Origin of the sequence: Microbacterium sp. LRZ72 (genome assembly GCF_033792225.1) — a bacterium.
Classification (GTDB): domain Bacteria; phylum Actinomycetota; class Actinomycetes; order Actinomycetales; family Microbacteriaceae; genus Microbacterium.
This window is the reverse complement of sequence record NZ_JANGEX010000009.1, coordinates 25,268-48,999: the sequence shown is the minus strand read 5'-3', so window position 1 is coordinate 48,999 and position 23,732 is coordinate 25,268. Positions and strand designations below refer to the sequence as shown.

Below are 23,732 nucleotides of genomic sequence, written 5' to 3'. Positions count from 1 at the left end.
CCCCGAGATGCAGCGCACCCTCGACTCACTGCCGGGGCTCTCAAGTGCAATCACGGAGACGTTCGCCGAGAGCCCCGGTCGGATCTCAACGGTGCTGCGTCCCCTAATCCGCAAAGCGGATGAGGCTAAGGTTCCGAGCGATCCCGCATCGAGGGGAGCTTGGTTGGCCGGTCTCGATGACGAGTCGACTGCGGAGGGCATCCGAAAGGCGCGGCTCCTCACTTTGCTTGCGGACCACGGGGTGTGGGCGCATCCGCAAGGCACGTTGGAGCAGGTTCTAGCTATCGATCGCAAGGGCGTCGCTGAGGCACGTGCCGCAGCCTCGGTGACCTGTGACCTCGACCCCGCCGCGGTGTGGTCCGCCTACGAGCTTGACCTCCATGGCGACGTTGAAACGCTTCTCGCAGTGGCCGTGGAAAGAGTCGCGCACTCGATCATGGAAGCCCTCAGAGAGGACCCATCGGCCCAGTTTGGTTCGCCGGTCGGAACATCCGCGCAGGCTGACGCGCGCCTCGTCAAGGTCCTTCCGGTTGGCGAAGGCGTGCACAGGCTGGAAGTGATTGCGCCGGCTGCCTTCGCAGGGTGGTGGCTCGAGTTCTCACGGGAGAGCAGAGCGACCGACTTGAACCTCCAAGCACCAGCCTGACCGGCGCTTGGATGTCTCTTGAGACATCCGACTTGCGCATAAACGCCGGGTCGATGATGAGATCGTCGGGGCGCGGCTGCTGCAGGTCGACCATGAGCTGGATGATGTGCCGCGCGGTGCGGAACTGCCCGTTCGTGCCGCTCGTGGCGAGCTTCGAGAGCATGTACTCGTAGATGTCGCCCTTGGTGTCGCGATCCTCCATCGGGATGTCTTGAAGGAGGTCGACGACCTTCGTCAGCAGCGCCGGCGTCGGGATCGTGAACCGCGCGTCGCGCATGTTGCGGGCGTAGCTCGTGCCCTCGGCGCCGAGCTGGCGCAGCCACGGGAAGACGTGTTGCGACACGACCTCGAACATCTCGGACGGCGAGAAGTTGGTGAACTGGCTCCAGCGCAGGTCGCCGTAGGGGCGTCGCCCGGGCAGGTCGCTGTCGTAGCCGTCGGGGAAGACCGGGTTCTCGACCTCGTCGCCGAACCGCGCGGCCTTCTTCTCTGCGAGCAGCTGCAGGTCGTCGAGGCGCTTGATGAACAGCAGGTACGTGATCTGCTCGATCACCTCGACGGGGTTGGCGATGCCACCTGACCAGAAGGCATCCCAGACCTTGTCGACCTGGCGCTTCAACTCACCTGTGACCACACCATCTCCCGTCGCGTACAACATTCCTACGGTAGTCGAGTGAGACCTCACCGCTTCCAGGGCAGGCGCCAGCGCGCAGCTGGCAGGTGCAGCAGGATCACTGCTCGAGATTCTTGCGCCACTCCTGGTATGAACCGGATTCGAGCACGTCGCCGGTCGCGTCATCGACGAAATCGACCGTCACCTCGACATCATCCGGTGAGGCCCCCGCAAACTGCTGGTACAGCGCTCCCTGAATGTAGAAGCCGAGTACGAGCATGCCTTCGAGTGGCGAGAACTGCTGACCGTCGACCGAGACGCGGAAGCTCGTCATCGCATCATTGACCTCCACGCCGGTGACGGAGTTCGACGTATCGGAGACCATGTCATCGATGGAATCCTGCGCAGACGAGCGCATCTCTGCCAACATCTCGTCGCGTTGCTGCTTGCTCATCGTGTAGACGACAGAGTCGCCGTCGACGACGGCCGTCATGCCCTGATCGGCGGCCGCCGCCACGATGTCGTCGTCCTCTAGCGAGCCGTCCGGGTCGACAAGAGACCGGGCCACGCGCACGTCGACCGAGACCAGGTTCTCTTCGACCTCGACGGCGGCAGGCGTGGAATCGCTGCCGCCTGTAGACCCCGCGCCGTTATCAGCAGAACAGCCACCGAGGACAATGACGGTGCTGACGATCAGCGATGCGAGCGCGGTACGGGCAGGCTTGTGCATGAGTTCCCTAAAGTTCGACGTGCAGGCGATCTCGACCCGCCCTGCGATCGTATTAGCCCGACACGGCGGGGAACGTCGCCATCGCCGACAGTGGCGTGGACGCGCTGGCGCTTCCGCGCAGAACCAGGGTTCCTCATAGTCTGAACGCAGAAAACGGAGGATTGTGAACGGATGACCGACGAGCAGATGCGGCTCCGCTACGCAGGCACATGTCGCCTCTGCAGCAACAGCCTTCCGGCAGGAACCACCGCGATCTATGAGCGCACGACGCGGACGACGCGTTGCCTCGAGTGCACTTCCCCCGAACCCAATCCGGCGGCCTCGGCTGCCGTTTCTGCGGCCCCGGCTGGCGCGCCCGCGACTTCATCGCCTGTGGCCACACCGCCGCCATCCGAACGCATAGTCGGCGATGCTCTGCGGCGCCGCCCGCCCGCCGCAGCCGTGATCACAGAGACTCTCCGTGTGCAAGCGACCGCACCCCCGCGTTCGGGCGTCGCGCGCCTGTTCGGGTTGACCCCGCTCTCCAGAGCAAGTCAATCCTGGTATGTCGGCGCCATCGGTGAGCTCGAAGTGGCGAACGTGCTGGATCGATTGGGGGCTGGATGGCGGGTCGTCCATGCGATTCCCGTCGGCAGCGCGGGAAGCGACATCGACCACGTCGTGGTCGGGCCCGGCGGTGTCTTCACGCTCAACACGAAGTATCACGAAGGCCAGAGCGTCTGGGTGGCGAGCAAGCGCGTCCTCGTCGCCGGCCAACGCACCGACCACCTACGCAACGCTCGACATGAAGCCCGACGTGCGGCGAAGCTGCTCACTCAAGCGGTGCACCGTCCGGTCGAGGTTCGACCGATCATCGCGATCGTCGCTGCTCGTCAGGTCACCTTCAAGGAGCGGCCGACAGACGTCTCGGTTCTTCGCTCGGCGCAACTCGCCCGGTGGCTTCACCGGCAGCCGACCGTCTTCTCGTCGGAGGATATCGACGGGCTCGCCCGTGCGATCAGTGATCCACAGACATGGGGAACGATCACACCAGCAGAGCCCGACCTCGTCGCCTTTGCGACGTTGCGCGAGTCTGTCGCCGCGGCGCGACGGAGAAGACGGGGCTGGGGCGCCGGCATCCTGGCGCTCCCGGTCGTGGGCATCGCGGTGTTTCAGCTCGGGCCGTTCTGACTGGAGCAGCGAATCTCCTGCTTCACCCTGAAGTGGCATACGCCCACAAGAAGCTCGAAACCCCGCAGAGCCGATACGCCGCGGTTCACGACTCCGACGGCACCAGCGGCAGCTCGCGCCCGTAGTTCCACGACAGGATGGCCGGCTGCTCCCGGTAGAAGCTCAGCACCGACACCGATCCCGCATCCAGGGTGATCTGCGCGCCGAAACGCGGCGCCATCCGCAGGAACACGGCCGTCAGGATGCGCAGAAAGTGGCCGTGCGCGACCAGCGCGACATCGCCCTCCGCCATCGCGGGCAGCACGCGGGTGAGCACCCGCGACGCGCGCGCCGCGACCTCCTCCACCGTCTCGCCCGGCGTCTCGCCCCGAATCACGCCGTGGGTGAACGTGCTCCAGTTGTAACCGAGCTCGCCGCGGATGTCGTGCGTCGTACGACCCTCGTACCCGCCGTAGTCCCATTCGACGAGCAGCGGGTCGACCTCCGCATGTAGACCCGCCAGCTCGGCGGTCCGCCGCGCCCGCTGCAGGGGCGAGGTCAGCACGAGCGAGAAGTCGTAGCCCGAGACCAGCTCGCCGGCGCCGCGCGCGAGGTCCTCACCGCGGGCCGTGAGCGGGATGTCGGTCAGTCCCGTATGCCGGCCCAGCTTCGACCACTCCGTCTCACCGTGCCGCAGCAGCACCAGCTTTCCCGATGGACTGTCGGGAGCGGGATGATCAGGCAGCGGATCCACGGTGGGCACACCGCAACCGTACCGAGGCGCGCCCTCTCACCGCACCCCCTCACCGCACTGCGCTCACCGCACCGCAGCCCGCGCCTCCGCCCGCCGCTCCGCGGCCTCCCGCCGCTCCGCCCGCGCGAACCACTGCAGGAACAGCACCACGACGATCACGGCGCTCGACAGCTCCCCCAGCCCCCACGCGATCCCGCCCGCGAGCGCCTGATCCGCCCGCGCATCGACGGGCCACGGGGCCCGCACCGTCGCGAAGTAGTCCGCGCCGATCACCACGCTCGTGAACACCACGACGAAGGCGAACGCCGTGTGCGTCACGACGAGGGCCAGCACGACCGGCATCCGCGCCACCTCCTCGCGCCGGCGCGGGCCCGGGTCGATGCCGACCAGCAGCCAGAACATCAGGTAGCCCGACACCAGAAAGTGCACCTGCATCGCCAGGTGCCCCACGTGCGAGCCCATCGCCAACCCGAACAGCGGCGTGAAATACAGCGCGAACAGGCTGCCGGTGAACACGACCGTCACGAGCAGCGGATGCGTCACCACCCGCGCCGGCCGCGAATGCAGCGCGTCGACCAGCACGCGCCGCGGCCGCGCCGGCAGCGCCCGCATCGCCAGCGTGATCGGCGCCCCGAGCACGAGCAGCACCGGCGCCACCATGTTCAGCACCATGTGCTGCAGCATGTGCACGCTGAACAGGCTCATCGCCCACGCCCCCAGCGTCGTGCAGGTGACGGCGAACACCGCGAGCACCCCGAGGAAGAAGCAGATGCTGCGCGCCGCCGGCCACGCGTCGCCCCGCGCCCGCAGCCGCGCCGCCCCCACGGCGTAGGCCCCGCCGCCGACCACGGTGACCGCGAGGCCCACCGCGTCGGCACGCAGCAGGGCGGGGCTGAGCGCAAAGTCCATGGGCGCTTTGTAACAGCACTGCTGCTCCTAAACAAGCCCCATGCGAAGGCTGGATGTTTGCCGCGAACGTAGACCTCGGACGCCGTCTGCCACCGCGACAAGGAGCACCGTGACACCCACCGACCTCACCCATCCGCCGCTCCCAGGGGGCGGCGTCTCGCGCCGGTTCTTTCTGGGATCGATGGTGGCGGTGGGCGGCGCCGTCATCGTGGGGTGCACGGCCACCGATGAGCAGGGAACGACGTCGCCCGACGACCTGATGTTCGGCCCGCCAGAGACCGAGCTGCCGCCGTTCTTCGACGCCGAGCAGCGGCGCACCGTGCAGGCGATCGTCGGCCGCATCATGCCCGGCTCCGAGGGCGACCCCGGCGCGGTCGAGGCCGGCGCGGTGGACTACATCGACCAGAAGCTCGCCCGCTACGACGCGTTCGCCCAGCCGTCCTACCTCGCGGCCCCATTCGTGGATGTCGTCGACTCGGCCGCCGCGGTTCCCTCCGGCGACGCGCTCGTCGTCGCCGAGAGCCAGCTGTACCGCTACGGCTACCAGTCCGGCGTGCTTCCGCAGGAGCTCTATCGCCGCGGGCTCGCGGCGATGAACGACTTCGCCGACGATCAGTACGGCTCCGCGTTCGCCGACCTGACCGAACCCCAGCAGGACGAACTGCTGATGGTGCTCGATCAGATCCAGCAGGCGTCCGAGAGCAGCGGCAGCAGCGCCACCGGCCGCGGCGGCAGCAGCGGCCAGCAGAACGGGTCGGGCGGGCAGGCCCAGCTTGCCGAGGCCGCCGAGACGGCCTTCGGCGACCTCAGCCCCGGCGAGTTCTTCAGCACCGTGCGCACCGACACGATCGAGGGCATGTTCTCCGACCCGGCGTACGGCGGCAACGAGGGCTACGCGGGCTGGCTGATGATCGGCTACCCGGGAGCGCAGCGCGCCTACACGCCCGCCCAGATGCTGCTCGGGGTACGGCGCAGGCCGCAGCGGCTCGCCGAGCTGCCCCCGATGAACTCCGACCGTCACGACCACGACACCCCGCCCCTCACCGCCCTGCAGGGCCCGCTCCCCGGCGTGAAGGACGGCTGACCGTGGTGATCAGACACGACCCCGTCGACATTGTCACGATCGGCGGCGGGATGACGGCATCCATCTTCGCCGCCCGCATCCTGCCCGAGACGTCGCTGCGCATGGTCTCGCTCGAACAGGGCCAGGAGCGGTGGACCTACCCCGACTTCGCCCACAACCACGACAGCATGCACTACCAGAACCGGTACGAGCTGATGCAGGACCTCTCGCAGGTCTCGTGGACGTGGCGACCGAGCGCGGATGCCGCGGCGCTGCCGATGCGCCAGTACGGCTCGTTCAACCCCGGCCAGGGCCTGGGCGGCTCGATGGTGCACTGGACGGCGCTCACGTGGCGCTTTCACCCCAACGACTTCGAGTACCGCAGCCACTACACCGAGCGCTACGGGGCCGGCAAGCTGCCCGACGACATGACCGTGCAGGACTGGCCGATCACCTACGCCGACCTCGAGCCCGACTACGACGCCCTCGAGTACGACATGGGCATCTCGGGCCGGGCCGGCAACCTCGGCGGCACGATCATCGAGGGCGGCAACCCCTTCGAAGGTCCCCGCCAGCGCGACTACCCGAACCCGCCGCTCGCCGAGAGCCTGTTCGGCAACCTGTTCAACGAGGCCACCGACGAGCTGGGTTACCACCCCTTTCCCACCCCCGCCGGCATCCTCTCGCGCGGCTGGACCGATCCGTACGGCAACGTGCGCGCCGGATGCCTGTACTGCGGCTTCTGCACCCGCTACGGCTGCGAGGTGGGCGCGAAGACCAGCCCGCTCACCACATGGCTCGCCCCGGCCCTGAACACCGGCCGCTACGAGGTACGCACCCGCAGCCACGTCGTCGGCATCGAGACCGGACCCGACGGACTCGCGACGGGCGTGCGCTACGTCAACGCCGACATGGAGGAGCACTTCCAGCCCGCGGATGTCGTGGTGTCGGCCTCGTTCACGCTCGAGAACATCCGCAACCTGCTGCTGGCCCGCAGCGACGCGCACCCCGACGGCATCGGCAACGACCGGGGCCTGGTCGGCCGCAACTACACGTATCAGATGGCGCAGGCGCCCGCGAAGGGCCTCTGGAACAGCCGCCGCTTCAACTTCTACATGGGCAACGGCTGCACAGTGCCGCAGATCTTCGACTTCAACGGCGACAACTTCGACCACTCCGACGTCGACTTCGTCGGCGGCGCCCGCATCTATCCCAGCGCGGGCCAGCGCGAGCCGATCGGGTCGTCGCAGGACCTGCTCAGCGGTCTCGTCGACCGGCAGTGGGGCGCCGCGTGGAAGTCCGATCTGGCCAACTACTGGGACAGCGTGGGCAGCATCGGCATCGAGGGCGAGAGCCCCGCCTACGAGGGCAACTTCTGCGACCTCGACCCAAATTTCACGGATGCCTGGGGCCTGCCGCTGCTGCGCATCACCTTCGACTGGCGCGACAACGAGCGCCGCATGTTCCGGTTCATCGCCGCCCGCTGCGAAGAGGTGCTCGATGCCATGGGCCCGGACCGCAAGACGACGACGACCGAGCTGCCCGACTATCGCTACGACCAGTACCAGAGCACGCATCCCACCGGCGGTGCGATCATGGGCACCGACCCGGGCAACAGCGTGACCAACAGCTACGGGCAGGTCTGGGACACGCCCAACGTGTTCGTCACCGGCGCGGCGCTGTATCCGCAGAACCCCGGCATGAACCCCACCGGCACCGTGGGTGCCCTCGCCTATCGCGCGTCGTCGGCCATCCGCGACCGCTACTTTCGCAACCCCGGCGATCTGCTGACATGAAAAGCCGCGCTCTCCCCCTGTTCGGCATGCTGATGCTGGGCGCGCTCACGGGCTGCGCCGACGGCGACGAGACCCGCCTCATCCAGGTGGGTGGCGACGGCACCGACCGTGGCCTGTCGACCCCGGCGACCCTCACGGTCGAGACGGGAACCGAGGTGCGGTGGCACAACGTGGGCACGCACACCCACGTGCTCATCGGCGGCGCGGCCGAAGACGCCGCCGATCAGAACGCCGACGGCGAGCCCGACGAGATGTTCGCCTTCGACCCGGAGTGGGGCCCGAGCCGGCTGGTGCCGGGCGCCACGATCTCGCACGTCTTCGACAGCGAGGGCTCGTACGTGTACTGGCTCGATCAGAGCCGCACGTTCGGCACGATCATCGTCGAGGCACCCTCGTGAGGCCGGGAACGCCCGCCCTGCGCCGCGCACTCGCCGCCGGATCGGCCCTCGCCCTCGTCGCGCTCGCCGGCTGTGCGCAAGACCCGAACGGCCAGCAGTCGATCCTCAATCCGCAGGGCGAACGCGCCCAGAGCGTGCACGGGCTGTGGCTGCTGATGCTCGGCCTGGGAACGCTCGTGTGGCTGATCGTGACGACCGTGCTGGTGATCGCGATCGTCAAGCGGCGACGGCGGGCGGCGAAGGGCGAGGGCGCCGACCTCGACGCGCTGGGCGACGAGCCGGCGAAGCCCGAGCCCCGCAGCGAGCGCCGCAGCTTCTGGGTCGTTGCGGCATCCGGGGCCATCGTGCCGGCGCTGGTGCTGGGGGCGCTCACCTTCGTCTCGGCGTCGGTGCTCGCCGACACCGACCCCGAGCAAGACACCGACGGCCCACTCATCGAGGTCATCGCGCACCAGTACTGGTGGGAGGTCACCTACCCCGAGCTCGGCGTGACGACCGCCAACGAGATCCACATCCCCACCGGCTCGCGCGTGCGCGTGGAGCTGACCTCGGAGGACGTGATCCACAGCTTCTGGGTACCCGAACTCGGCGGCAAGATGGATGCCGTCCCGGGCACGACGAACGCGCTCTGGCTCGCGGCCGACGATCCCGGCACCTACTGGGGCCAGTGCGCGGAATACTGCGGCGCCGACCACGCCCTGATGCGCATGCTGGTCATCGCGCACGACCAGGAGGAGTTCGAGGGGTGGGCCCAGCGCCAGAGCCTGCCCGCCGCGCCGGAGGACATCGGCCTGGCCGAGCCGGAAGACCCCGACGTCGAACGGGGTCGCGAGATCTTCATGTCGTCGTCGTGCGTGTACTGCCACACCATCGAGGGCACCGCGGCGCTCGGCGACGTCGGCCCCGACCTGACGCACCTGGCGAGTCGACGCACGATCGCCGCCGGCATCCTGCCCAACGAACGCGGGCAGCTTGCGGGCTGGATCCTCGATCCGCAGTCGATCAAGCCCGGCAACCTGATGCCGGGCACCGACCTCGACGGGGTCGAGCTGCAGCAGCTGCTGGACTACCTCGAGAGCCTGGAGTGACGCCGTGACATCGACCGCTCCTCCGCAGCTCGGCACGTCGTTCGAAGAGGCCTGGCGGGCCCCGCGCGGCCTTCGCGGGCTGTTCACCGCCGTGCAGCACAAGTCCGTCGGCACGCGGTTCATGCTCACCGCGTTCGCGTTCTTCCTGATCGGCGGCGTACAGGCGCTGCTGATGCGGGTGCAGCTGGCGCAGCCGGGCAACGACTTCCTCGGCCCCCAGGCCTACAACGAGCTGTTCACGATGCACGGCTCGACGATGATGTTCCTCTTCGCGGTGCCGTTCCTCGAGGGCCTCGCGACCTATCTCGTGCCACTGATGATCGGCTCGCGCGACCTGCCCTTCCCGCGGCTGAACGCCTTCAACTACTGGTGCTACCTGTTCGGCGGGGTCATCCTCTACTCGAGCTACCTCTTCGCCCTCGTGCCGGATGCCGGCTGGTTCGCCTACGTGCCGCTCAGCGGCGACTTCTCCGACGGCGCGATGGACTTCTGGCTGCTCGGGCTGACGCTCGCCGAGATCGCCGCGATCGGCGCCGCCATCGAGCTGGCCGTCGGCATCCTGTGCCTGCGCGCCCCCGGGATGGGGCTGCACCGCATGCCGATCTTCGCGTGGACGATGCTCGCGGTGGCGTTCATGATCATCGCCGCGTTCGTGCCGCTGACCGTCGCGACCGTGCTGCTCGAGCTGGATCGCACCGTGGGGACCGCGTTCTTCGACAGCGACGTGGGCGGCAGTCCGCTGCTCTGGCAGCACCTGTTCTGGATCTTCGGCCACCCCGAGGTGTACGTGATGTTCCTGCCGGGGGCGGCCATCATCAGCCACGTCGTGCCGGTGCACGCCCGGCGACCCCTCGTCGCGTACCCGCTGATCGTGATCGCCATCGCGACGACCGCGGTGATGAGCCTGGGCCTGTGGGTGCACCACATGTACACGGTGGGCCTGCCGTCGGTGACGATGTCGTTCTTCACGGCCGCCAGCATGTCGATCTCGCTGGCCAGCGGGCTGCAGGTCTTCGCCTGGATCGTGACCCTGTGGCTCGGTCGCCCACGCCTGACGGTGCCGATGCTCTACGCGATCGGGTTCATCATCACGTTCGTCGCGGGCGGCATCACCGGCGTGATGGTGGCCTCGACCCCGTTCGACCAGCAGGTGCACGACACCTACTTCGTCGTCGCCCATTTTCACTACGTGCTCATCGGCGGGATGCTGTTCCCGATCTTCGCCGCGCTGCACCACTGGTGGGGCAAGTTCACCGGCCGGCACTACGCGGCCGCGCCCGCGGTGACCGCCTTCCTGCTGATCTTCGTCGGCTTTCACACCACCTTCTTTCCGATGCACCTCACCGGGCTGTGGGGGATGCCGCGGCGGGTCTTCACCTACGGCGCCGAGCTGGGCGTCACCACGGTCAACCTGCTCTCGACCATCGGCGCCTTCATGCTCGCCGCCGGCGTGCTCGTGCTGACCGTCAACCTCGTGCTCTCGCTCGTGCGGGGTCGCCCCTCGGTGGCCGACCCGTGGCACGGCGACACGCTCGAGTGGACGACGAGCTCGCCGCCCCCGTCCGAGAACTGGCCGACGATCCCCGTCGTCACCAGCCGCGAGCCCGGGTGGGACCGCTATGCGGCGCCGGCGCGATTCGACCGGGTGCGCGAGGCGTTCGACCACGCCCCCATCGACGTGCGGGCGACGCCGGTGACCAGCACGATCGCGGCCGAGCCGCGTGGGGCGGCGCTGCTGCCCGCGCCGACGTGGTGGCCGATCGTGCCACCCGTCGGCATCGCGGTCATCTCGGTCGCCGTGCTCTCGGGCTGGTATCCGCTCGCGTTCGCCGGCATCGCGATCGCGCTCGTCGGCTTCGGCGGCTGGGCGTTCGTGAACGAGAGCGAGCAGCGGGCCGACCCGCTCCCCCCGGTCGGCGGCGAGTTCTCCTTCGAAGACCGCGGCGCCCGCGCGATCGGCTGGTGGGCGGCGCTGTCGATCGCGATCACCATGACGGTGGCGATCGCGACCCTGGCCTTCTCCGCGCTGTTCCTGCAGGTGAACGCCCCCGTGTGGCCGTTCGAGCCGGCCACGCCCCAGCCGCTGCTCTCGGCCGGCGTCGCCCTGCTGCTGGCCCTGGCGGCGCTCGCAGCGTGGTGGGCCTCGTCGGGCCGCCCTGCCGCGCGGCAGCTCACGACCCGCGGTCGTCACCTGGTCGGCGTCGTCGTCTCGGCCGCCGCCGGTGCCGGGGCGCTCGTGCTCGCGTTCGTGCTGCTGGCCGTGCGCGGCCTGGACCCCGGCGCCGACGCCTACCAGTCCTCCGCGTGGGCGCTCTCGCTCGCCACGTGCGCCCTGATCGGGGTCGGCATCGCCGGCACCCTGGTCGCGCTGCTGGCGCGGCTGCGGCACCGGCGCGACAGCCGTCCCGCGATCGTCGCCGAGTACGCCGCCGTCGTGTGGGTCGGGGTGCTCGTCTGCTGGGCCATCGCGTGGGTCGTCATCGACGTGCTGCCCGAGGCGGTGATCTGACCATGCCCGACGTCGTCGCCGCCTCACAGGACCCCCGGCAGCGCCTGCCGCGCACGCGCAGCCGCCGTCTGCTCGGCGTCGCGGCGCTCGTCGCGCCGATCGTCGCGTGGCTGATCTCGCTCGGCGCCTCCTACGTCATTCAGGACTTCACCTGCTCGGCCTACACGAGCACGGGCCGGATGCCGCCCGGCTCCGCCGTGTTCTGGATCGTCGTCGCACTCAATGCGTGCATGCTCGCGATCTGTGTCGCGGCCGTGATCGCGGGCGCGGTGCTGCTCGTGCGGCGCGAACGCGAGCAGGACGAGTCGGGGGGTGCGTTCCTCGGGGTCGCGGCCATCGGGGCGGGCCTGTTCTTCGGGTACGGCGTCGTCATGATCGGCGCCACGCCCTTCCTGTTCGGAGGCTGCGGATGAGAACGCGCAGATCGCTGCTCACCGGTCCCCTGGCTGTCGGGGGCGCCGTGATGCTCGCGGCGACGCTGACGGCGTGCGGGCCCGAGACGCCCGAGATCGAGGTGCCCGGCGGCGACCCCGAGCAGGGCCGCACGCTCGTCGTGCAGTACGGATGCACCTCGTGCCACAGCATCCCGAACGTGCCGAGCGTCGACGACGAATCCGTCGCGCCCGCCCTCGACGACCTCGCCGACCGCGACTTTCTGGCGGGCCAGATACCGAATCGAACAGAGGAGCTGATCGCATGGCTGCAGAATCCCCAGCTCGTCGACCCCGGCACACTCATGCCCGACATGGGCGTGACGCGGGGCGACGCGGAGGACATCGCCGCGTTCCTCTACGGGCAGTGATCCGCACCGGCGAGAGCAGGCTCGTCGACGGCGCGTGGGTCGCGGTCGCGGGCGTGCTCGTGATCGTGGCGGTCGCGCTGGCGCAGATCGCGCCGCCGGATGCCGTGCAGGGCGGCATCCAGAAGCTCATGTACCTGCACGTGCCCTCGGCGCTGAGTGCCTACCTCTGCTACTCGGTCGTGCTGCTCGCGAGCGCGTGGTTCCTGATCCGCCGGTCCGCGACCGCGCAGGACCTGGCGCGCACGGCCGCCATCACCGGCGTGACGTGCACCGGCCTGACCCTGCTGACCGGCAGCATCTGGGGGTCGGTCACGTGGGGCACGTGGTGGGCGTGGGATCCGCGCATCACCTCCACGCTCGCGATGGGGCTCGTCTACGCCGCCTACATCGGCCTGCACCACGCCGTCGTCGGTCGGGCCGGGCAGACGTTCGTCGCGGTCGTGGGAATCGCGGCGTTCGCGAGCGCGCCCATCGTGCACTTCTCGGTGATCTGGTGGCGCACGCTGCACCAGGAGCCGACGATCCTGGCGCCGAGCCTGAGCCCGCCGATCGACGGGCAGATGGGCATCGCGCTGGGGGCATCGATCTGCGCCGCGGCCGCACTGGCGACCCTCGTGATCCGGGCACGGATGGGCCGTCTGCGGGCGCGGCAGGCGCGCACAGCGATGGAGCAGGCCGATCCGCTCGCGCAGGATGTGCCGACCGTCGCGCAGCCGGTGGCGGGAGCGGGAGGCCCGCGGTGAGCGAGCACGAGCCAGCACAGCCCGCGGGGCGCCGGCGCCTGGTGGGCGCGGCGATCCTGCTCGCGGCGTGCACGGCGCTGGCCACCATCGCGATCGTGGCGATGGAGGAGTCGGTGGTCTACTACCTGACCCCCACCGAGGCGGTGCAGGAGGGGCAGACCGATCGCGACATCCGGGTCGGCGGCCTGGTCGTGGACGGGTCGATGGCGGAGGACGCGCAGCGCTCCACGCTGTCGATCACCGACGGCGACACCGACATGACGATCGCGTACGCGGGCCGCTTTCCCGACATGATCCGCGAGGGCGAGGGCGCCGTCGTCGACGGGCGGTGGGTGAACGGCGTCTTCGTGGGCGAGGAGGTGCTGATGCGCCACTCCAACGAGTACCGCGCCCCCGAGGAGGCCTCGCCGTGACAGCCGGGGCGACACCGTGACGGCCGCGCTGTGGGGTGGCCTGCTGCTGCAGGTGCTGGTGCTCGCGGCGGCGCTTTCGGCGTGCGCCGCGTTCGTCGTCGCGCTGCGGGCGCGCGCGGGCCGGGCCGCGCGCGCGCGTCGCGTGGGGGTCGTCGCTGTGCTCGCCACCGCCGGCCTCGCCGCCGCCGCCTTCGTCGTGCTCGAGTGGATGCTGGTCGCCCGCGACACCTCGGCCGGCTTCGTCGTGAAGACCACCGAGGCCGCCATGCCGCTGTACTACCGCGTGACCGCGCTGTGGTCGGCGATGGAGGGGTCGCTGCTGCTCTGGGTGCTCGTGCTCGCCGCGGTCGCGGCGCTGTTCGCCGCCCGCCGGGTGCGGGCCGGTGGCGATGTGGGCGCCGACGACCGTGCCGTCGCCGCCACGACCGACGCCACGGCCGACCCCGCATCCGGCGTGCGTGCGTGGGGCTGGGCGCGCGTCGTCGCGGCCGGCAGCGTCGCCGCCTTCGCCGCCGTGTCGCTGCTGGTGACGCCGTTCTACGCCGTGCCCGAGATCACCGAGGGCCGACCGAGCCCGCTGCTGCAGGACCACCCGGCCATGGGCGTGCACCCGCCGCTGCTCTACGCCGGGTTCGCCGCCTACCTCGTGCCCTACGCGCTGTCGATCGGCGCGCTGCTCGCTCCCCGCGCGGTCGCGGGTCAGGCCGGGCGCCGATGGCGCGGCCAGGTGCACCGCTGGAGCCTGGTCGCGTGGATCCTGCTCGCCCTCGGCATCGGCCTGGGCGCATGGTGGTCGTACGCCGTGCTCGGCTGGGGCGGCTACTGGGTGTGGGATCCGGTCGAGAACGCCTCGGCGCTGCCGCTGCTGGCTGGCACCGCGCTGCTCCACGCCGTCGGAACCCGCACGCGCGATCCGGGCTGGCGTCGGTGGGCCGTCGTACTCGCGGGGCTGCCGTTCGCGCTCGTGCTGCTGGCGACGTTCCTCACCCGCTCGGGCCTGGTCGCCAGCATCCACGCGTTCGCACTCTCGCCCGTGGGGCTCTGGCTCGGCGGGATCGCGCTGGCCGCAACGGTGCTGTGGGGCGTACTCGCCGCCACCCGCACGCGGCGGCTGCCCGCGGCCCCACCTGCCGCCGCCGGTCGCCGTGGCGCGTGGGGCGTCGTGCGGGCGGGGCGCATCGCGCTATTGCTCGTCGCCGCCGTCGTGCTCGTGGGCACCGTGCTGCCGACGATCGTGCAGGCCGTCGCCGGCGACGTGATCTCGGTGGGCCCGCCCTGGTACGGGCGCACCCTCGCCCCGCTCGCCGTCGCGATCCTGGCGTTGATGGCGATCGGCCCGGTGCTGCGCGAGCGCGACCGCTCACCGGCGCTGCTGGCCGCGGCATCCGCCACCGCCGCGCTCGCCGGCGCCATCGCCGCGGTGTTCCTGCGCGACGCGGGCCTCGTGATCGCCATCGCCGCCGCGGCCTTCATCCTCGTGACCCTCGCCGAGCGGGCTGTGCGCCGCCCGCGCCGGCGGGTGACCATCGGCGCGCTCATCGCGCACGCCGGCATCGCGTTCAGCGCCGTGGCCATCGTCGCGTCGGGAACGGCATCCATCTCGCAGCAGTCGCTGGCGGTGGGGCAGGTCGCGTCGTTCGGCCCGGTCGACGCGACCCTGGTGTCGTTCGACCGCGAAGACGAGGGACAGACGACCACCAGCACGGCGCGCATCCTGATCGCCGACGACGACGAGCTGCTCATCGACGCCCGGCCGCAGCTGCGCTATTTTCCGGAGCACGCCACGGTGGTCGCCGGACCCGACATCCGCTCGCAGCCCTTGAGCGACATCTACGTCTCGATGCTCGATCTCGACCCCGAGGCCGGGGTGGCGACCGTGCGCATCGCGGTGATCCCGATGGTGCCGTGGCTGTGGTGGACGGGCGCCCTGACCGTCGCCGGTGCGGCGCTGTGCCTGCCGTTCCGCCGGGCCGGCGCGCGCGGCACCGAGGCGGCGTCGGAGCCCGCGCTGCTGGCGCGGGAGGGTGCGCCATGATCCGCGCCCGCCTCGCCCGCCTGGTCGGCCTGACCGGGATGCTGAGCGCCCTGCTGCTGCTCGCGGCGTGCGCGCCCGCGGCCCCCGGCACGAGCGATGAGGCCGGCGCGGGCGCCGCGCTCGCCCCGCCGCTGCAGGGCACGAGCCTGACCGGCGAACCCGTGGATCTCGAGGGCCTGCGCGGACGCGTGGTGCTCGTGACGGTCTGGGCCTCCTGGTGCCCGCCGTGCCGGTCCGAGGCGCCCCTGCTGCAGTCGACGTACGAGGACCTGCGCGACGACGGCTTCAGCGTCGTCGGCCTGAACTTTCGCGACGACGCGGATGCCGCGAGCGCGTTCATCACCGAGACGGGGATGACCTTTCCCAGCATCCGCGACGGAACCGGCACGCTGGCCGTGGACTGGGGCGTCGGCGCCCTGCCGCAGTCGTTCCTCGTCGGACCCGACGGACACATTCTCGCCCGCAACGCCGGACCGGTGACGCCCGCATGGATCAGCCAAGAGATCGAACCGCGCCTGCCGGTGCACCCGTGAGAGCGCGCCGGCTCTGGCTGCCGCTGCTGGCGGTGGCCGTGCTGGTGGCGTGCGTGCTGGCGGCGCTCGCCTTTCCCGCCGCGCGGTCAGAGGCGCAGCGCGTGGACGATATCGCCGGGTCGCTGCGGTGCCCCACCTGCGTGGCGCAGTCCGTCGCCGATTCCGCCTCGCCGATCTCGGAGGCGATGCGCGAATCGGTCGCGGCGCGGGTGCGGGCCGGCGACACGGACGACGAGGTGCTCACGTGGTTCGCCGAACGGTACGGGGCCGGGGTGCTGCTCGACCCGCCGCCGTCGGGACTGTCGCTGCTGCTGTGGATCCTTCCGCTGGGGCTGATCGCCGCCGCGGCCCTCGTGGTGGCGGGCTTCGCCGGCACGGGCGTGCGCCGCTGGCGCCTGGGGGGGCCTGCTCGCGGGGCTCGCCGTGGTCGCGGTCGCGGTGCCGCTGCTCGTGCCCCGCGGGACGGCGCCGATGGACCCGGATGCTGCGGCCTCGTCGGCCGGGGACGCGGCCCCTTCGTCGGCCGGCAGCCCGGCCGGCATCCTCGCCGATGCCGTCGCCGCCGACCCGGGCGACGCCGTGCTGCGCACGCGCCTGGCCGAGTCGTACGCCGACGCGGGCCGCGACGCCGAGGCGCTGGAGGAGTGGGCCGCCGCGTACCGGCTCGCGCCCTCGTCGTCGCATGCCGCGCAGGAGTACGCCGCCGCGTTGGTCAAGGCGGGGCGCACCGACGAGGCCATCGCGATCCTGCAGCGCGAGAACGCGCGCGTGCCGGATGAGCCCGGCACCCTGCTGCTGCTCGGCACGCTGCTGGTGCAGAACGACCGCCCCGAGGGGGCTGACCTGCTCGCCCGCTACCTCGAGCTGACGCCCGACTCGCCGCTGCGCGACGAGGTGCGCGAGGCGATCGAGGGCGTCGCGCGCTGAGCGGGGATTTGGGCGCCACTGACGCTTCATCCGACGCACTTTGCGGATTCCCGGCATCCACACCGGCAAGTTGCGTCGGATGAACGAGGGGTGAGCGCCCGTCGCGGATACTCGACCAGTACACCCCTAGATCAACACTCTCCCGCGGATGCCGGTGGTGCTCGGCCCGCCCACCCAGACCTGGGAGGCGGCGTCGGTGGTCACCGCGATGGTGCCCTCGCGGCCGACCCGGGCTCCCTGGCTCGCGGTGTAGCGGCTCGGTGCTGCGCCGCGGCCGATCAGCCACTGCGCGACGCTGGCGTTGAGGCTCCCCGTGACGGGGTCCTCGTCGACGCCGATGGCGGGCGCGAAGGCCCGCAGCTCGAAGCGCCCGTCGGGGTGGGCGCCGACGACGCCGATCATCAGGTCGCGCACGCCGGAGAGGTCGGGGTCGAGGGCGAGCACCTCCTCGGCGGTCGACAGCTGCACGGCGAGCCAGCCGGGGCCGTTGTCGACCCAGCCGTGGGCGACGACACGATCGACCCCGATCCCCAGCGCCGCCGCGACCCTCGCGAGCAGCGCCGGCTCGAGAGGCCCGCTTCGGGTCGTGGCCGGCGCGGCGAAGGCGAGACCGGCATCCGTTTGTCGGATCTGGACGAGGCCCGCGCCGCACTCCTGCACGATCACATCGGGGTCGCCCGGCTCGCCGCCCGACTCGAGCCAGGCGTGCGCCGAGCCCAGCGTCGGGTGCCCGGCGAAGGGCAGCTCGCCCCCGGGCGTGAAGATGCGCAGCCGATAATCGGCGGATGCTGCGCGCGGCGGCAGCACGAAGGTGGTCTCGGAGAGGTTGGTCCACCGGGCGAACCGCGCCATCGCCTCGTCCGAGAGGCCGTCGGCATCGAGGACGACGGCGACCGGGTTGCCCAGGAACGGCGTCGCCGAGAAGACGTCGACCTGCGCGAAAGCGCGTTCTCGTGAACTCATGTGCCCGATCCTTGCCTCGCCGACGATCGGATTCTGCCACGTCGCCTGCGGCGGCGGAATCAGCGCCGCGGCGTCCAGCCGGGCGGCAGGGGCGCGGACGTGGCCGCGCGGTCCAGGTCGACGGCCGCCGACCAGCCCTGGGCGGCATCCACCGCGTCGAAGCCGCCCCGGGCGACGCGGAAGCCGACGTCGTCGTGCTGCATCCGCGGGGCACCGCCGCGGCGGGTCGAGGCACGCACGCTCCAGGCGTCGTCGGCGAACCCGCCGCCGCGAAAGACGCGGTACTCGTCGTACCGGGCCGGGTCGAGCAGGTCCCAGCACCATTCCCACACGTTGCCGAGCGTGTCGAACAGGCCGTTCAGGTTCGGCATCTTGCCTCCGACACCCTGCGGTGCGGTGACGCCGTCGGCGCTCGTCCACGCCACCTCGGGCAGCGGGCCGTACTGCGGGGTGCTCGATCCGGCGCGGCACGCGTGCTCCCACTCGGCCTCGGTGGGCAGGCGAAATCCGTCGGCGTCGACGTGCCACGTGACCTCGTCGCCGTCCACCGAGTAGGCCGGGTCGAGCCCTTCCCACTCGGATGCCGCGTTGCAGAACCGCACGGCCCGCAGCCAGCTGACCTCGACCGCCGGCCGCCGCGGGTGCGTCGCCGGCACGGCGAGCAGCTCGGCCATCTGCTCCTCGGTCACCGCGAAGACGCCGATCTCGAACGGCTCGAGCGTGACGCTCCAGCGCCGGCGCCGCCGCGCATCGTGCAGGCCGACGGTGCCCCCGGGGATGCGGGTCATCTCGATGTCGGGCATCGCGCCAGTGTGTCATGGCGCCGTGCCGCGGGGGCCGGGCGCGCGTCCGGCGTCGGAGATGCGGCGAGGGTCGGAGCAACCCGGCGGATGCGTCCGACGCCCAGCGCATCGCCGACGCTCAGCACGACGAGGGGCGCCAACGCCGGCAGGGGGGATGCCGCGAGCGTCGGAGATGTCGCGAGGGTCGGAGCAATCCGGCGGATGCGTCCGACGCCCAGCGCATCTCCGACGCCCGACACGACGCGGGGAGCGCAGCGCTCGCGCCGAGACCTGCCGCGCGCGTCGAGCTGCAGGGCGCGCCCGGCTGCTACGCGATGCGGCTGCCCCGCGGCAGCCGGGCCGCCGGCGTCCGCGTGCGCATCCCGGCCCAGACGAGCGCGCCGCCGGCGAGCACGATCTGGATGCCGAGCCCGGCGAACCAGCTCGGCACCGTGCGCGCATGCACCTGCTCGGGCGTCTCGGCGTTCTGCCCCCATCCGCTGCGGTCGCAGTCGTCCCACACCGAGCCCTCGGGCGGCAGCTGCGCCGAACGCACGGCCACGCTGATCTGCCCGAACGTGTCGACCGGGTACCCCTCGGGGCCGAAGGCGATGGGCGTCGCGTCGGCGAGGATCACGAAGGGGTTGGCCGCAAGCATCCACCACACGCGGTCGAACCGCGGCGTCTCGCGCACCGTCTGCTGCCACGGGCCGCAGGTGGGCGGGTCCGTGGTCGGCATGCCCGAGGAGTCATACACGTACGACCGGTGCTGATCGACGACCTCGGTGCGCACCGCGGCGCCGCCCAGTCCGAACGCGATGAGGGTGCCGACCGTGAGCGCGGCGACCACCAGATAGGTGGTGACGACCGAGAACAGCGGGCGGTTCAGGATGCCGGAGAGCGCCACGCCGAAGGCGGCGATCACGCCGATCTCGACCACGAGCACCGCGATGGATGCCGCGACCGCCCCGAACGGCACGCCGCCCGCCAGCGACGTGAACCCGATGAAGGGCACCGCGACCACCGCGAACGCCAGCCCGGTGGCCCACGCCGCGACGAACTTGCCCGCGATGATCTGCGGCGTGCTCACGAGCGTGACCTGCACCGGGGCGAGCGTGGCCTGGTCGCGGTCGCCGTTGATCGCGTTGCCGCTGAGCGCCGGGCTGACGAGGGTGACCAGCAGCAGCACGATGTAGACGACGACCGAGTAGGCGCCGCGGAACTGGTTCGGCGAGGACGAGAAGACCATCCCCGCGAGCAGCGTGACGGCCAGCAGCAGCACGGCGAAGATGGCGAGCAGCACGTACCAGGCGACGCTGCGCACCCGCTGGCGCAGTTCGAGGCCTGCGACCGTCGCCATGCCGGAGAAGAAGTCGGTCATCGCGTCGCCTCCCCCGGGGTCGCAGCGCCCGGCCCGGCGGTGTCGCCCGGGTCGCGTGCAGCACCCGGCCCGGTGTCGGTTCGGCCGGGATCGCCGCCCGGCCGACCAGGGGCGTCGTCCGGTTCACCGAGGTCGAGGAAGGTGTGCTCGAGCTCGCCCGTGGCCGGCGCGAACTCCGCGATCGGCAGCCCCGCCGCCACCAGGCGCGCGAGGGACTGCGCCGCCTCGGTCTCGGACGCGAACGGCACCAGCACGTCGCGCCGGTCCCGGCGCACGCCCGCGGGGTCGTGGTCGTCGAGCACCGTGAGGATGGGCAGCCGCGGATCCGCGTCCGGATCAGCGTCGGATGCCGTCACCAGCCGCACGCGCCAGTCCCGCATCCGGCGGGCCGCACGGGCCAGCCGCTCCGCCCCGACGGTCTCGCCGTTCTGCAGGAACACCGCGTCGTCGGCCACCTCGTCGAGCTCGGCGAGCACGTGGCTCGACACCAGCACGGTGCGCCCCTCGGCGGCAAGGCGTCGCAGCAGGTGCCGCAGCTCGATGCGGGCGCGCGGGTCCAGTCCCGACGCCGGCTCGTCGAGCAGCAGCACCGAAGGGTCGTGCACGAGGGCGCGGGCCAGGCCCAGCCGCTGCTTCTGACCGCGCGAGAGCACGCGAGCGGGCGCGTCGGCCAGGTCCTCCAAGGCCAGTTCGGCGATCAGCTGCTCGGCCCGGCCCGCGGCATCCGCGCGGGAGAGCCGATACAGCCGGCCCGTCGTGTGCAGCGTCTCACGCACCGTGAGGGAGGGCCAGGCGCCGAGGGCGTCCGGCATCCAGCCGAGCAGGGCGCGGGCCCCGCGCGGATCGGCGACCGGGTCGACGCCGCCGAGGCGGATCTGCCCGGCATCCGGCCGCAGCAGCGACGCGAGCATGAGCAGCAGGGTCGTCTTGCCCGATCCGTTGGGGCCCACCAGCGCCGTCACCCGGCCGGGCAGCGCCTGCAGAGACACGTCGCGCACCGCGCGCACGTCGGCGAAGGAGCGGCGCAGGCCCGTGGCCTCGATGCCGGGAGTCATGCCGCCAGCCTAGACACCCCCGCCGACGGCGACCGTGCGCGCGTGCCGGGCGTCGGAGATGTCGCGAGCGTCGGACGAGTCCCGCGGATGCGTCCGACGCCGGGCGCATCGCCGAGGCCCGAGACCGCGCGGCGCCGACCCCAGACACGCCGCGCCTCAGCCCCGGAAGAACGCCACGCCCAGGTCGGCGTGGTCGACGAAGACGCCGTCGACCCCCGCGTCGCGGATGACGCCCCACTCCCCCTCGTAGTCGCCGAACGCCGATGCGCCGCCCTTTCCGCGATACTCCCGTCGCAGAAAGACGTTCTCGGGGCGGCAGGTCCACGTGTACACCTGCAGGCCGCGCGCGTGCGCGTCGTCCACCACGGATTCGCCCGGCTCGCGCCCCGCCCGGCGCGGATCGAGGATCAGCCGCCGGTGCACGCTGATGCCGTCCACCTCGCCGGCCAGCGCATCGAGCCCCGCGGGCGAGACGGTGTCGCGGTAGGTGGCGGCGGCATCCCCCTCGCGTGCGACGAGGTCGGCGGGGGCGCCCGCCGCATCGATCAGATACACGAACGAGGCGCGGATGCCGCGGCCCCGCAGCTGCGCGAGCACCGTCTGCTCGAAGGACTCGATCACGAGCGAGCCGTGCCAGCGCGCGCGGGCCAGCTCCGCCTCGATCAGCGCCGCCATGTCGTGGCCCAGCGCGGCGAAGTATGTCGGGTGCTTGACCTCGAGCACCAGCCCGACCGGTCGCTCCCCCGCCGCGGCGGCGACGAGGTCGATCACGTCGGCCAGGCGCAGCACGGGCTGCCGGTCATCGAACGCGGCGCTGTGCGGGCGGATTCTCGGCAGCCGCTCCCGGCAGCGCAGGGTCGACAGCTCCGCCCACGTGAAGTCCTCGGTGAACCACCCGGTCAGGCGTTCGCCGTCGACCGTCTTGGTGGTGCGCCGGTCGGCGAACTCGGGGCGATCCGCCACATCCGTCGTGCCCGAGATCTCGTTCTCGTGGCGCACGACGAGCACGCCGTCGCGGCTGACGACCAGGTCGGGCTCCACGGCATCCACCCCCATGCGCACGGCGAGCTCGTACGCGGCGCGGCTGTGCTCGGGGCGGTAGCCGGGCGCCCCGCGATGGCCGATCACGAGGGGGCGAGGCGGTGTCATGCCCGCAACCGTAGCCGGGGCGCGTGAACGGCGGGTCGACGAGCATCCGCTCATAGTCTCCTCACAGCGGACACCGTGTCGCCGGCGCCGGCCGTCGGATACCCTTGGTTGTACACCGTTGTTCAGCGGTGCACCCGACGACTTGGAGTGTGACGAGGCCATGGCCTTCAACAACCCCGCGTTCAACAGCTCGGCGTTCCAGGACCCGCGCGCCGTGCAGACCTATCCGGGCGGCTCGAAGGCCGCCGGCATCGGCGGGTCCGCGCAGGCCGGCGCCGCGTCGCGTGCGGGGGTGGATGTCGCATCCCAGGCGCAGATGGAGGGCATGTACACCGCGCCCGCCGCCGGGTCGCGCGAGACCGACCGCATGTCGGTCGAAGACACCGTACTGAAGACCCTCGGGCTCTTCGCGATCCTGCTCGCCGTCGCCGTCGGCGGCTGGGTCTGGACCATGTCGAGCGTCACCGTCGACAACCCGAACCCGAACATGCTGCCGCTGATCATCGGCGCGCTCGGCGGGTTCGTGCTCGCGCTGGTCAACATCTTCAAGAAGCAGCCGAGCGCTCCGCTCATCGCCGCGTACGCGGCCTTCGAGGGCCTCTTCGTCGGTGGAATCTCGGCGTTCTTCGAGTTCATCTGGCCGGGCATCGTGATCCAGGCCACGCTCGGCACCCTCGCCGTCGTCGGCGTGACGCTGGCCCTGTTCGCGAGCGGAAAGATCCGCGCGTCGAAGAAGGCCACCAAGATCTTCATGATCGCGATGATCGGCTACCTGGTCTTCTCGCTGCTGAACGTGGTGCTGATGTGGACCGGCGTCTCCGACAGCGCCTTCGGCCTGCGCAGCGAGCCGAGCCCGCTGTTCGGCATCCCGTGGGGCGTGCTCATCGGCGTCTTCGTCGTCATCATGGCGGCCTACTCGCTGGTGCTCGACTTCGACTCGATCCAGCGCGGCGTGCGCAACGGCGCCCCCCGCAAGTACGGCTGGCTCGGGGCCTTCGGCATCATGGTCACGGTCGTGTGGCTGTACGTCGAGATCCTGCGCATCATCGCGATCGCGCGCGGCGGCGAGTAGCCGCGGCATCCGCTCTATCGAAGGGGTCGTCCTGCGGGGCGGCCCCTTCGTCGTGTTCGGGGCGGGCTGTGCGCGGGCCGTTGCGCGCCGTCGCCGGCCGTTGCGCGCCGTCGCGGGCCGTCGCCGGCCCTCGCGCGCCCTCGTGGCGCCCCCTCCTCCGCTCCGCTGTCGCGAATCGCGGCTCATGCCGCCGATCACGCGCCGTTTGCGACAGCGGAACCG

Annotated in this window: 23 protein-coding genes and 1 pseudogene; 15 read left to right on the top strand and 9 right to left on the bottom strand. The window is 71.4% G+C overall.

Annotated features, from left to right (window positions below; all coding sequences use genetic code 11):
• Window positions 1–515: 515 nt before the first annotated feature.
• Window positions 516–1,304 (bottom strand): type I restriction-modification system subunit M N-terminal domain-containing protein, encoded by a 789-nt coding sequence (locus M4I32_RS10720; RefSeq protein WP_319034490.1) that lies wholly within the window; start codon window positions 1,302–1,304, stop codon window positions 516–518.
• Window positions 1,305–1,377: 73 nt separating this feature from the next.
• Complete coding sequence (locus M4I32_RS10715; RefSeq protein ID WP_319034489.1) at window positions 1,378–1,989, bottom strand: hypothetical protein; 612 nt, start codon at window positions 1,987–1,989, stop codon at window positions 1,378–1,380.
• 171 nt (window positions 1,990–2,160) lie between these two features.
• Between M4I32_RS10715 and M4I32_RS10710 the strand changes: the two genes are divergently transcribed.
• The gene (locus tag M4I32_RS10710) at window positions 2,161–3,159 is read left to right on the top strand and encodes a nuclease-related domain-containing protein (protein WP_319034488.1); all 999 of its coding nucleotides are present in this window, start codon (window positions 2,161–2,163) and stop codon (window positions 3,157–3,159) included.
• Between the two features lie 85 nt (window positions 3,160–3,244).
• Here M4I32_RS10710 and M4I32_RS10705 read toward each other — a convergent pair whose 3' ends face one another.
• Entirely contained in the window at window positions 3,245–3,901 is a 657-nt protein-coding gene (locus tag M4I32_RS10705) for a histidine phosphatase family protein (protein WP_319034487.1), read from the bottom strand.
• Window positions 3,902–3,955: 54 nt separating this feature from the next.
• A complete protein-coding gene (locus tag M4I32_RS10700; protein ID WP_319034486.1) occupies window positions 3,956–4,801 on the bottom strand; it encodes a cytochrome c oxidase assembly protein in 846 nt (281 codons plus the stop codon).
• A gap of 109 nt (window positions 4,802–4,910) precedes the next feature.
• Between M4I32_RS10700 and M4I32_RS10695 the strand changes: the two genes are divergently transcribed.
• From M4I32_RS10695 to M4I32_RS10640, 13 genes and pseudogenes are all read left to right on the top strand, one after another.
• Window positions 4,911–5,885 carry a gluconate 2-dehydrogenase subunit 3 family protein gene (locus tag M4I32_RS10695; RefSeq protein ID WP_319034485.1) on the top strand — a complete coding sequence of 325 codons (975 nt, stop codon included), beginning with the start codon at window positions 4,911–4,913 and terminating at the stop codon, window positions 5,883–5,885.
• Between the two features lie 2 nt (window positions 5,886–5,887).
• Window positions 5,888–7,660: a GMC family oxidoreductase gene (locus tag M4I32_RS10690; RefSeq protein WP_319034484.1), complete on the top strand. Its 1,773-nt coding sequence runs from the start codon at window positions 5,888–5,890 to the stop codon at window positions 7,658–7,660.
• Window positions 7,657–8,058: a hypothetical protein gene (locus tag M4I32_RS10685; protein WP_319034483.1), complete on the top strand. Its 402-nt coding sequence runs from the start codon at window positions 7,657–7,659 to the stop codon at window positions 8,056–8,058. Before M4I32_RS10690 ends, M4I32_RS10685 begins: the two co-directional genes overlap by 4 nt.
• Window positions 8,055–9,146 (top strand): cytochrome c oxidase subunit II, encoded by a 1,092-nt coding sequence (gene coxB / locus M4I32_RS10680; protein WP_319034482.1) that lies wholly within the window; start codon window positions 8,055–8,057, stop codon window positions 9,144–9,146. The genes M4I32_RS10685 and coxB overlap by 4 nt, the downstream gene beginning before the upstream one ends.
• A 4-nt stretch (window positions 9,147–9,150) precedes the next feature.
• Window positions 9,151–11,655 carry a cbb3-type cytochrome c oxidase subunit I gene (locus M4I32_RS10675; RefSeq protein WP_319034481.1) on the top strand — a complete coding sequence of 835 codons (2,505 nt, stop codon included), beginning with the start codon at window positions 9,151–9,153 and terminating at the stop codon, window positions 11,653–11,655.
• A 2-nt stretch (window positions 11,656–11,657) separates the two neighbouring features.
• Window positions 11,658–12,068: a hypothetical protein gene (locus M4I32_RS10670; RefSeq protein WP_319034480.1), complete on the top strand. Its 411-nt coding sequence runs from the start codon at window positions 11,658–11,660 to the stop codon at window positions 12,066–12,068.
• Window positions 12,065–12,457, top strand: coding sequence for a c-type cytochrome (locus M4I32_RS10665; RefSeq protein WP_319034479.1), 393 nt, complete (start codon window positions 12,065–12,067; stop codon window positions 12,455–12,457). The genes M4I32_RS10670 and M4I32_RS10665 overlap by 4 nt, the downstream gene beginning before the upstream one ends.
• Window positions 12,454–13,200 (top strand): cytochrome c biogenesis protein CcsA, encoded by a 747-nt coding sequence (gene ccsA, locus M4I32_RS10660; RefSeq protein ID WP_319034478.1) that lies wholly within the window; start codon window positions 12,454–12,456, stop codon window positions 13,198–13,200. Before M4I32_RS10665 ends, ccsA begins: the two co-directional genes overlap by 4 nt.
• Entirely contained in the window at window positions 13,197–13,613 is a 417-nt protein-coding gene (locus tag M4I32_RS10655; protein WP_319034477.1) for a cytochrome c maturation protein CcmE, read from the top strand. Before ccsA ends, M4I32_RS10655 begins: the two co-directional genes overlap by 4 nt.
• 16 nt (window positions 13,614–13,629) lie before the next feature.
• Window positions 13,630–15,648 carry a cytochrome c-type biogenesis CcmF C-terminal domain-containing protein gene (locus tag M4I32_RS10650; protein WP_319034476.1) on the top strand — a complete coding sequence of 673 codons (2,019 nt, stop codon included), beginning with the start codon at window positions 13,630–13,632 and terminating at the stop codon, window positions 15,646–15,648.
• Window positions 15,645–16,181, top strand: a complete 537-nt coding sequence (locus M4I32_RS10645) for a TlpA disulfide reductase family protein (RefSeq protein WP_319034475.1) — start codon at window positions 15,645–15,647, stop codon at window positions 16,179–16,181. Before M4I32_RS10650 ends, M4I32_RS10645 begins: the two co-directional genes overlap by 4 nt.
• Window positions 16,136–16,534 (top strand): annotated as a pseudogene (locus tag M4I32_RS15225) (cytochrome c-type biogenesis protein CcmH); the annotation flags it as partial. The gene M4I32_RS10645 and the pseudogene M4I32_RS15225, both read left to right, overlap by 46 nt.
• A gap of 70 nt (window positions 16,535–16,604) precedes the next feature.
• Window positions 16,605–17,108, top strand: a complete 504-nt coding sequence (locus M4I32_RS10640; RefSeq protein WP_319034474.1) for a tetratricopeptide repeat protein — start codon at window positions 16,605–16,607, stop codon at window positions 17,106–17,108.
• A gap of 126 nt (window positions 17,109–17,234) precedes the next feature.
• Here the strand turns inward: M4I32_RS10640 and M4I32_RS10635 are convergent, their stop codons facing one another.
• From M4I32_RS10635 to M4I32_RS10615, 5 genes are all read right to left on the bottom strand, one after another.
• On the bottom strand, window positions 17,235–18,071 hold the full coding sequence (locus tag M4I32_RS10635; protein ID WP_319034473.1) for a PhzF family phenazine biosynthesis protein: 837 nt from the start codon (window positions 18,069–18,071) through the stop codon (window positions 17,235–17,237).
• A gap of 59 nt (window positions 18,072–18,130) precedes the next feature.
• Window positions 18,131–18,874: a formylglycine-generating enzyme family protein gene (locus M4I32_RS10630; protein WP_319034472.1), complete on the bottom strand. Its 744-nt coding sequence runs from the start codon at window positions 18,872–18,874 to the stop codon at window positions 18,131–18,133.
• 307 nt (window positions 18,875–19,181) lie between these two features.
• Complete coding sequence (locus M4I32_RS10625; RefSeq protein ID WP_319034471.1) at window positions 19,182–20,234, bottom strand: ABC transporter permease subunit; 1,053 nt, start codon at window positions 20,232–20,234, stop codon at window positions 19,182–19,184.
• Entirely contained in the window at window positions 20,231–21,289 is a 1,059-nt protein-coding gene (locus M4I32_RS10620) for an ABC transporter ATP-binding protein (protein WP_319034470.1), read from the bottom strand. The genes M4I32_RS10625 and M4I32_RS10620 overlap by 4 nt, the downstream gene beginning before the upstream one ends.
• Before the next feature lie 156 nt (window positions 21,290–21,445).
• Complete coding sequence (locus M4I32_RS10615; protein ID WP_319034469.1) at window positions 21,446–22,438, bottom strand: glycerophosphodiester phosphodiesterase family protein; 993 nt, start codon at window positions 22,436–22,438, stop codon at window positions 21,446–21,448.
• A 160-nt stretch (window positions 22,439–22,598) separates the two neighbouring features.
• Here M4I32_RS10615 and M4I32_RS10610 point away from each other — a divergent pair, with 160 nt between their 5' ends.
• Window positions 22,599–23,510, top strand: coding sequence for a Bax inhibitor-1/YccA family protein (locus M4I32_RS10610; protein ID WP_319034468.1), 912 nt, complete (start codon window positions 22,599–22,601; stop codon window positions 23,508–23,510).
• The last annotated feature ends 222 nt before the right edge of the window (window positions 23,511–23,732 follow it).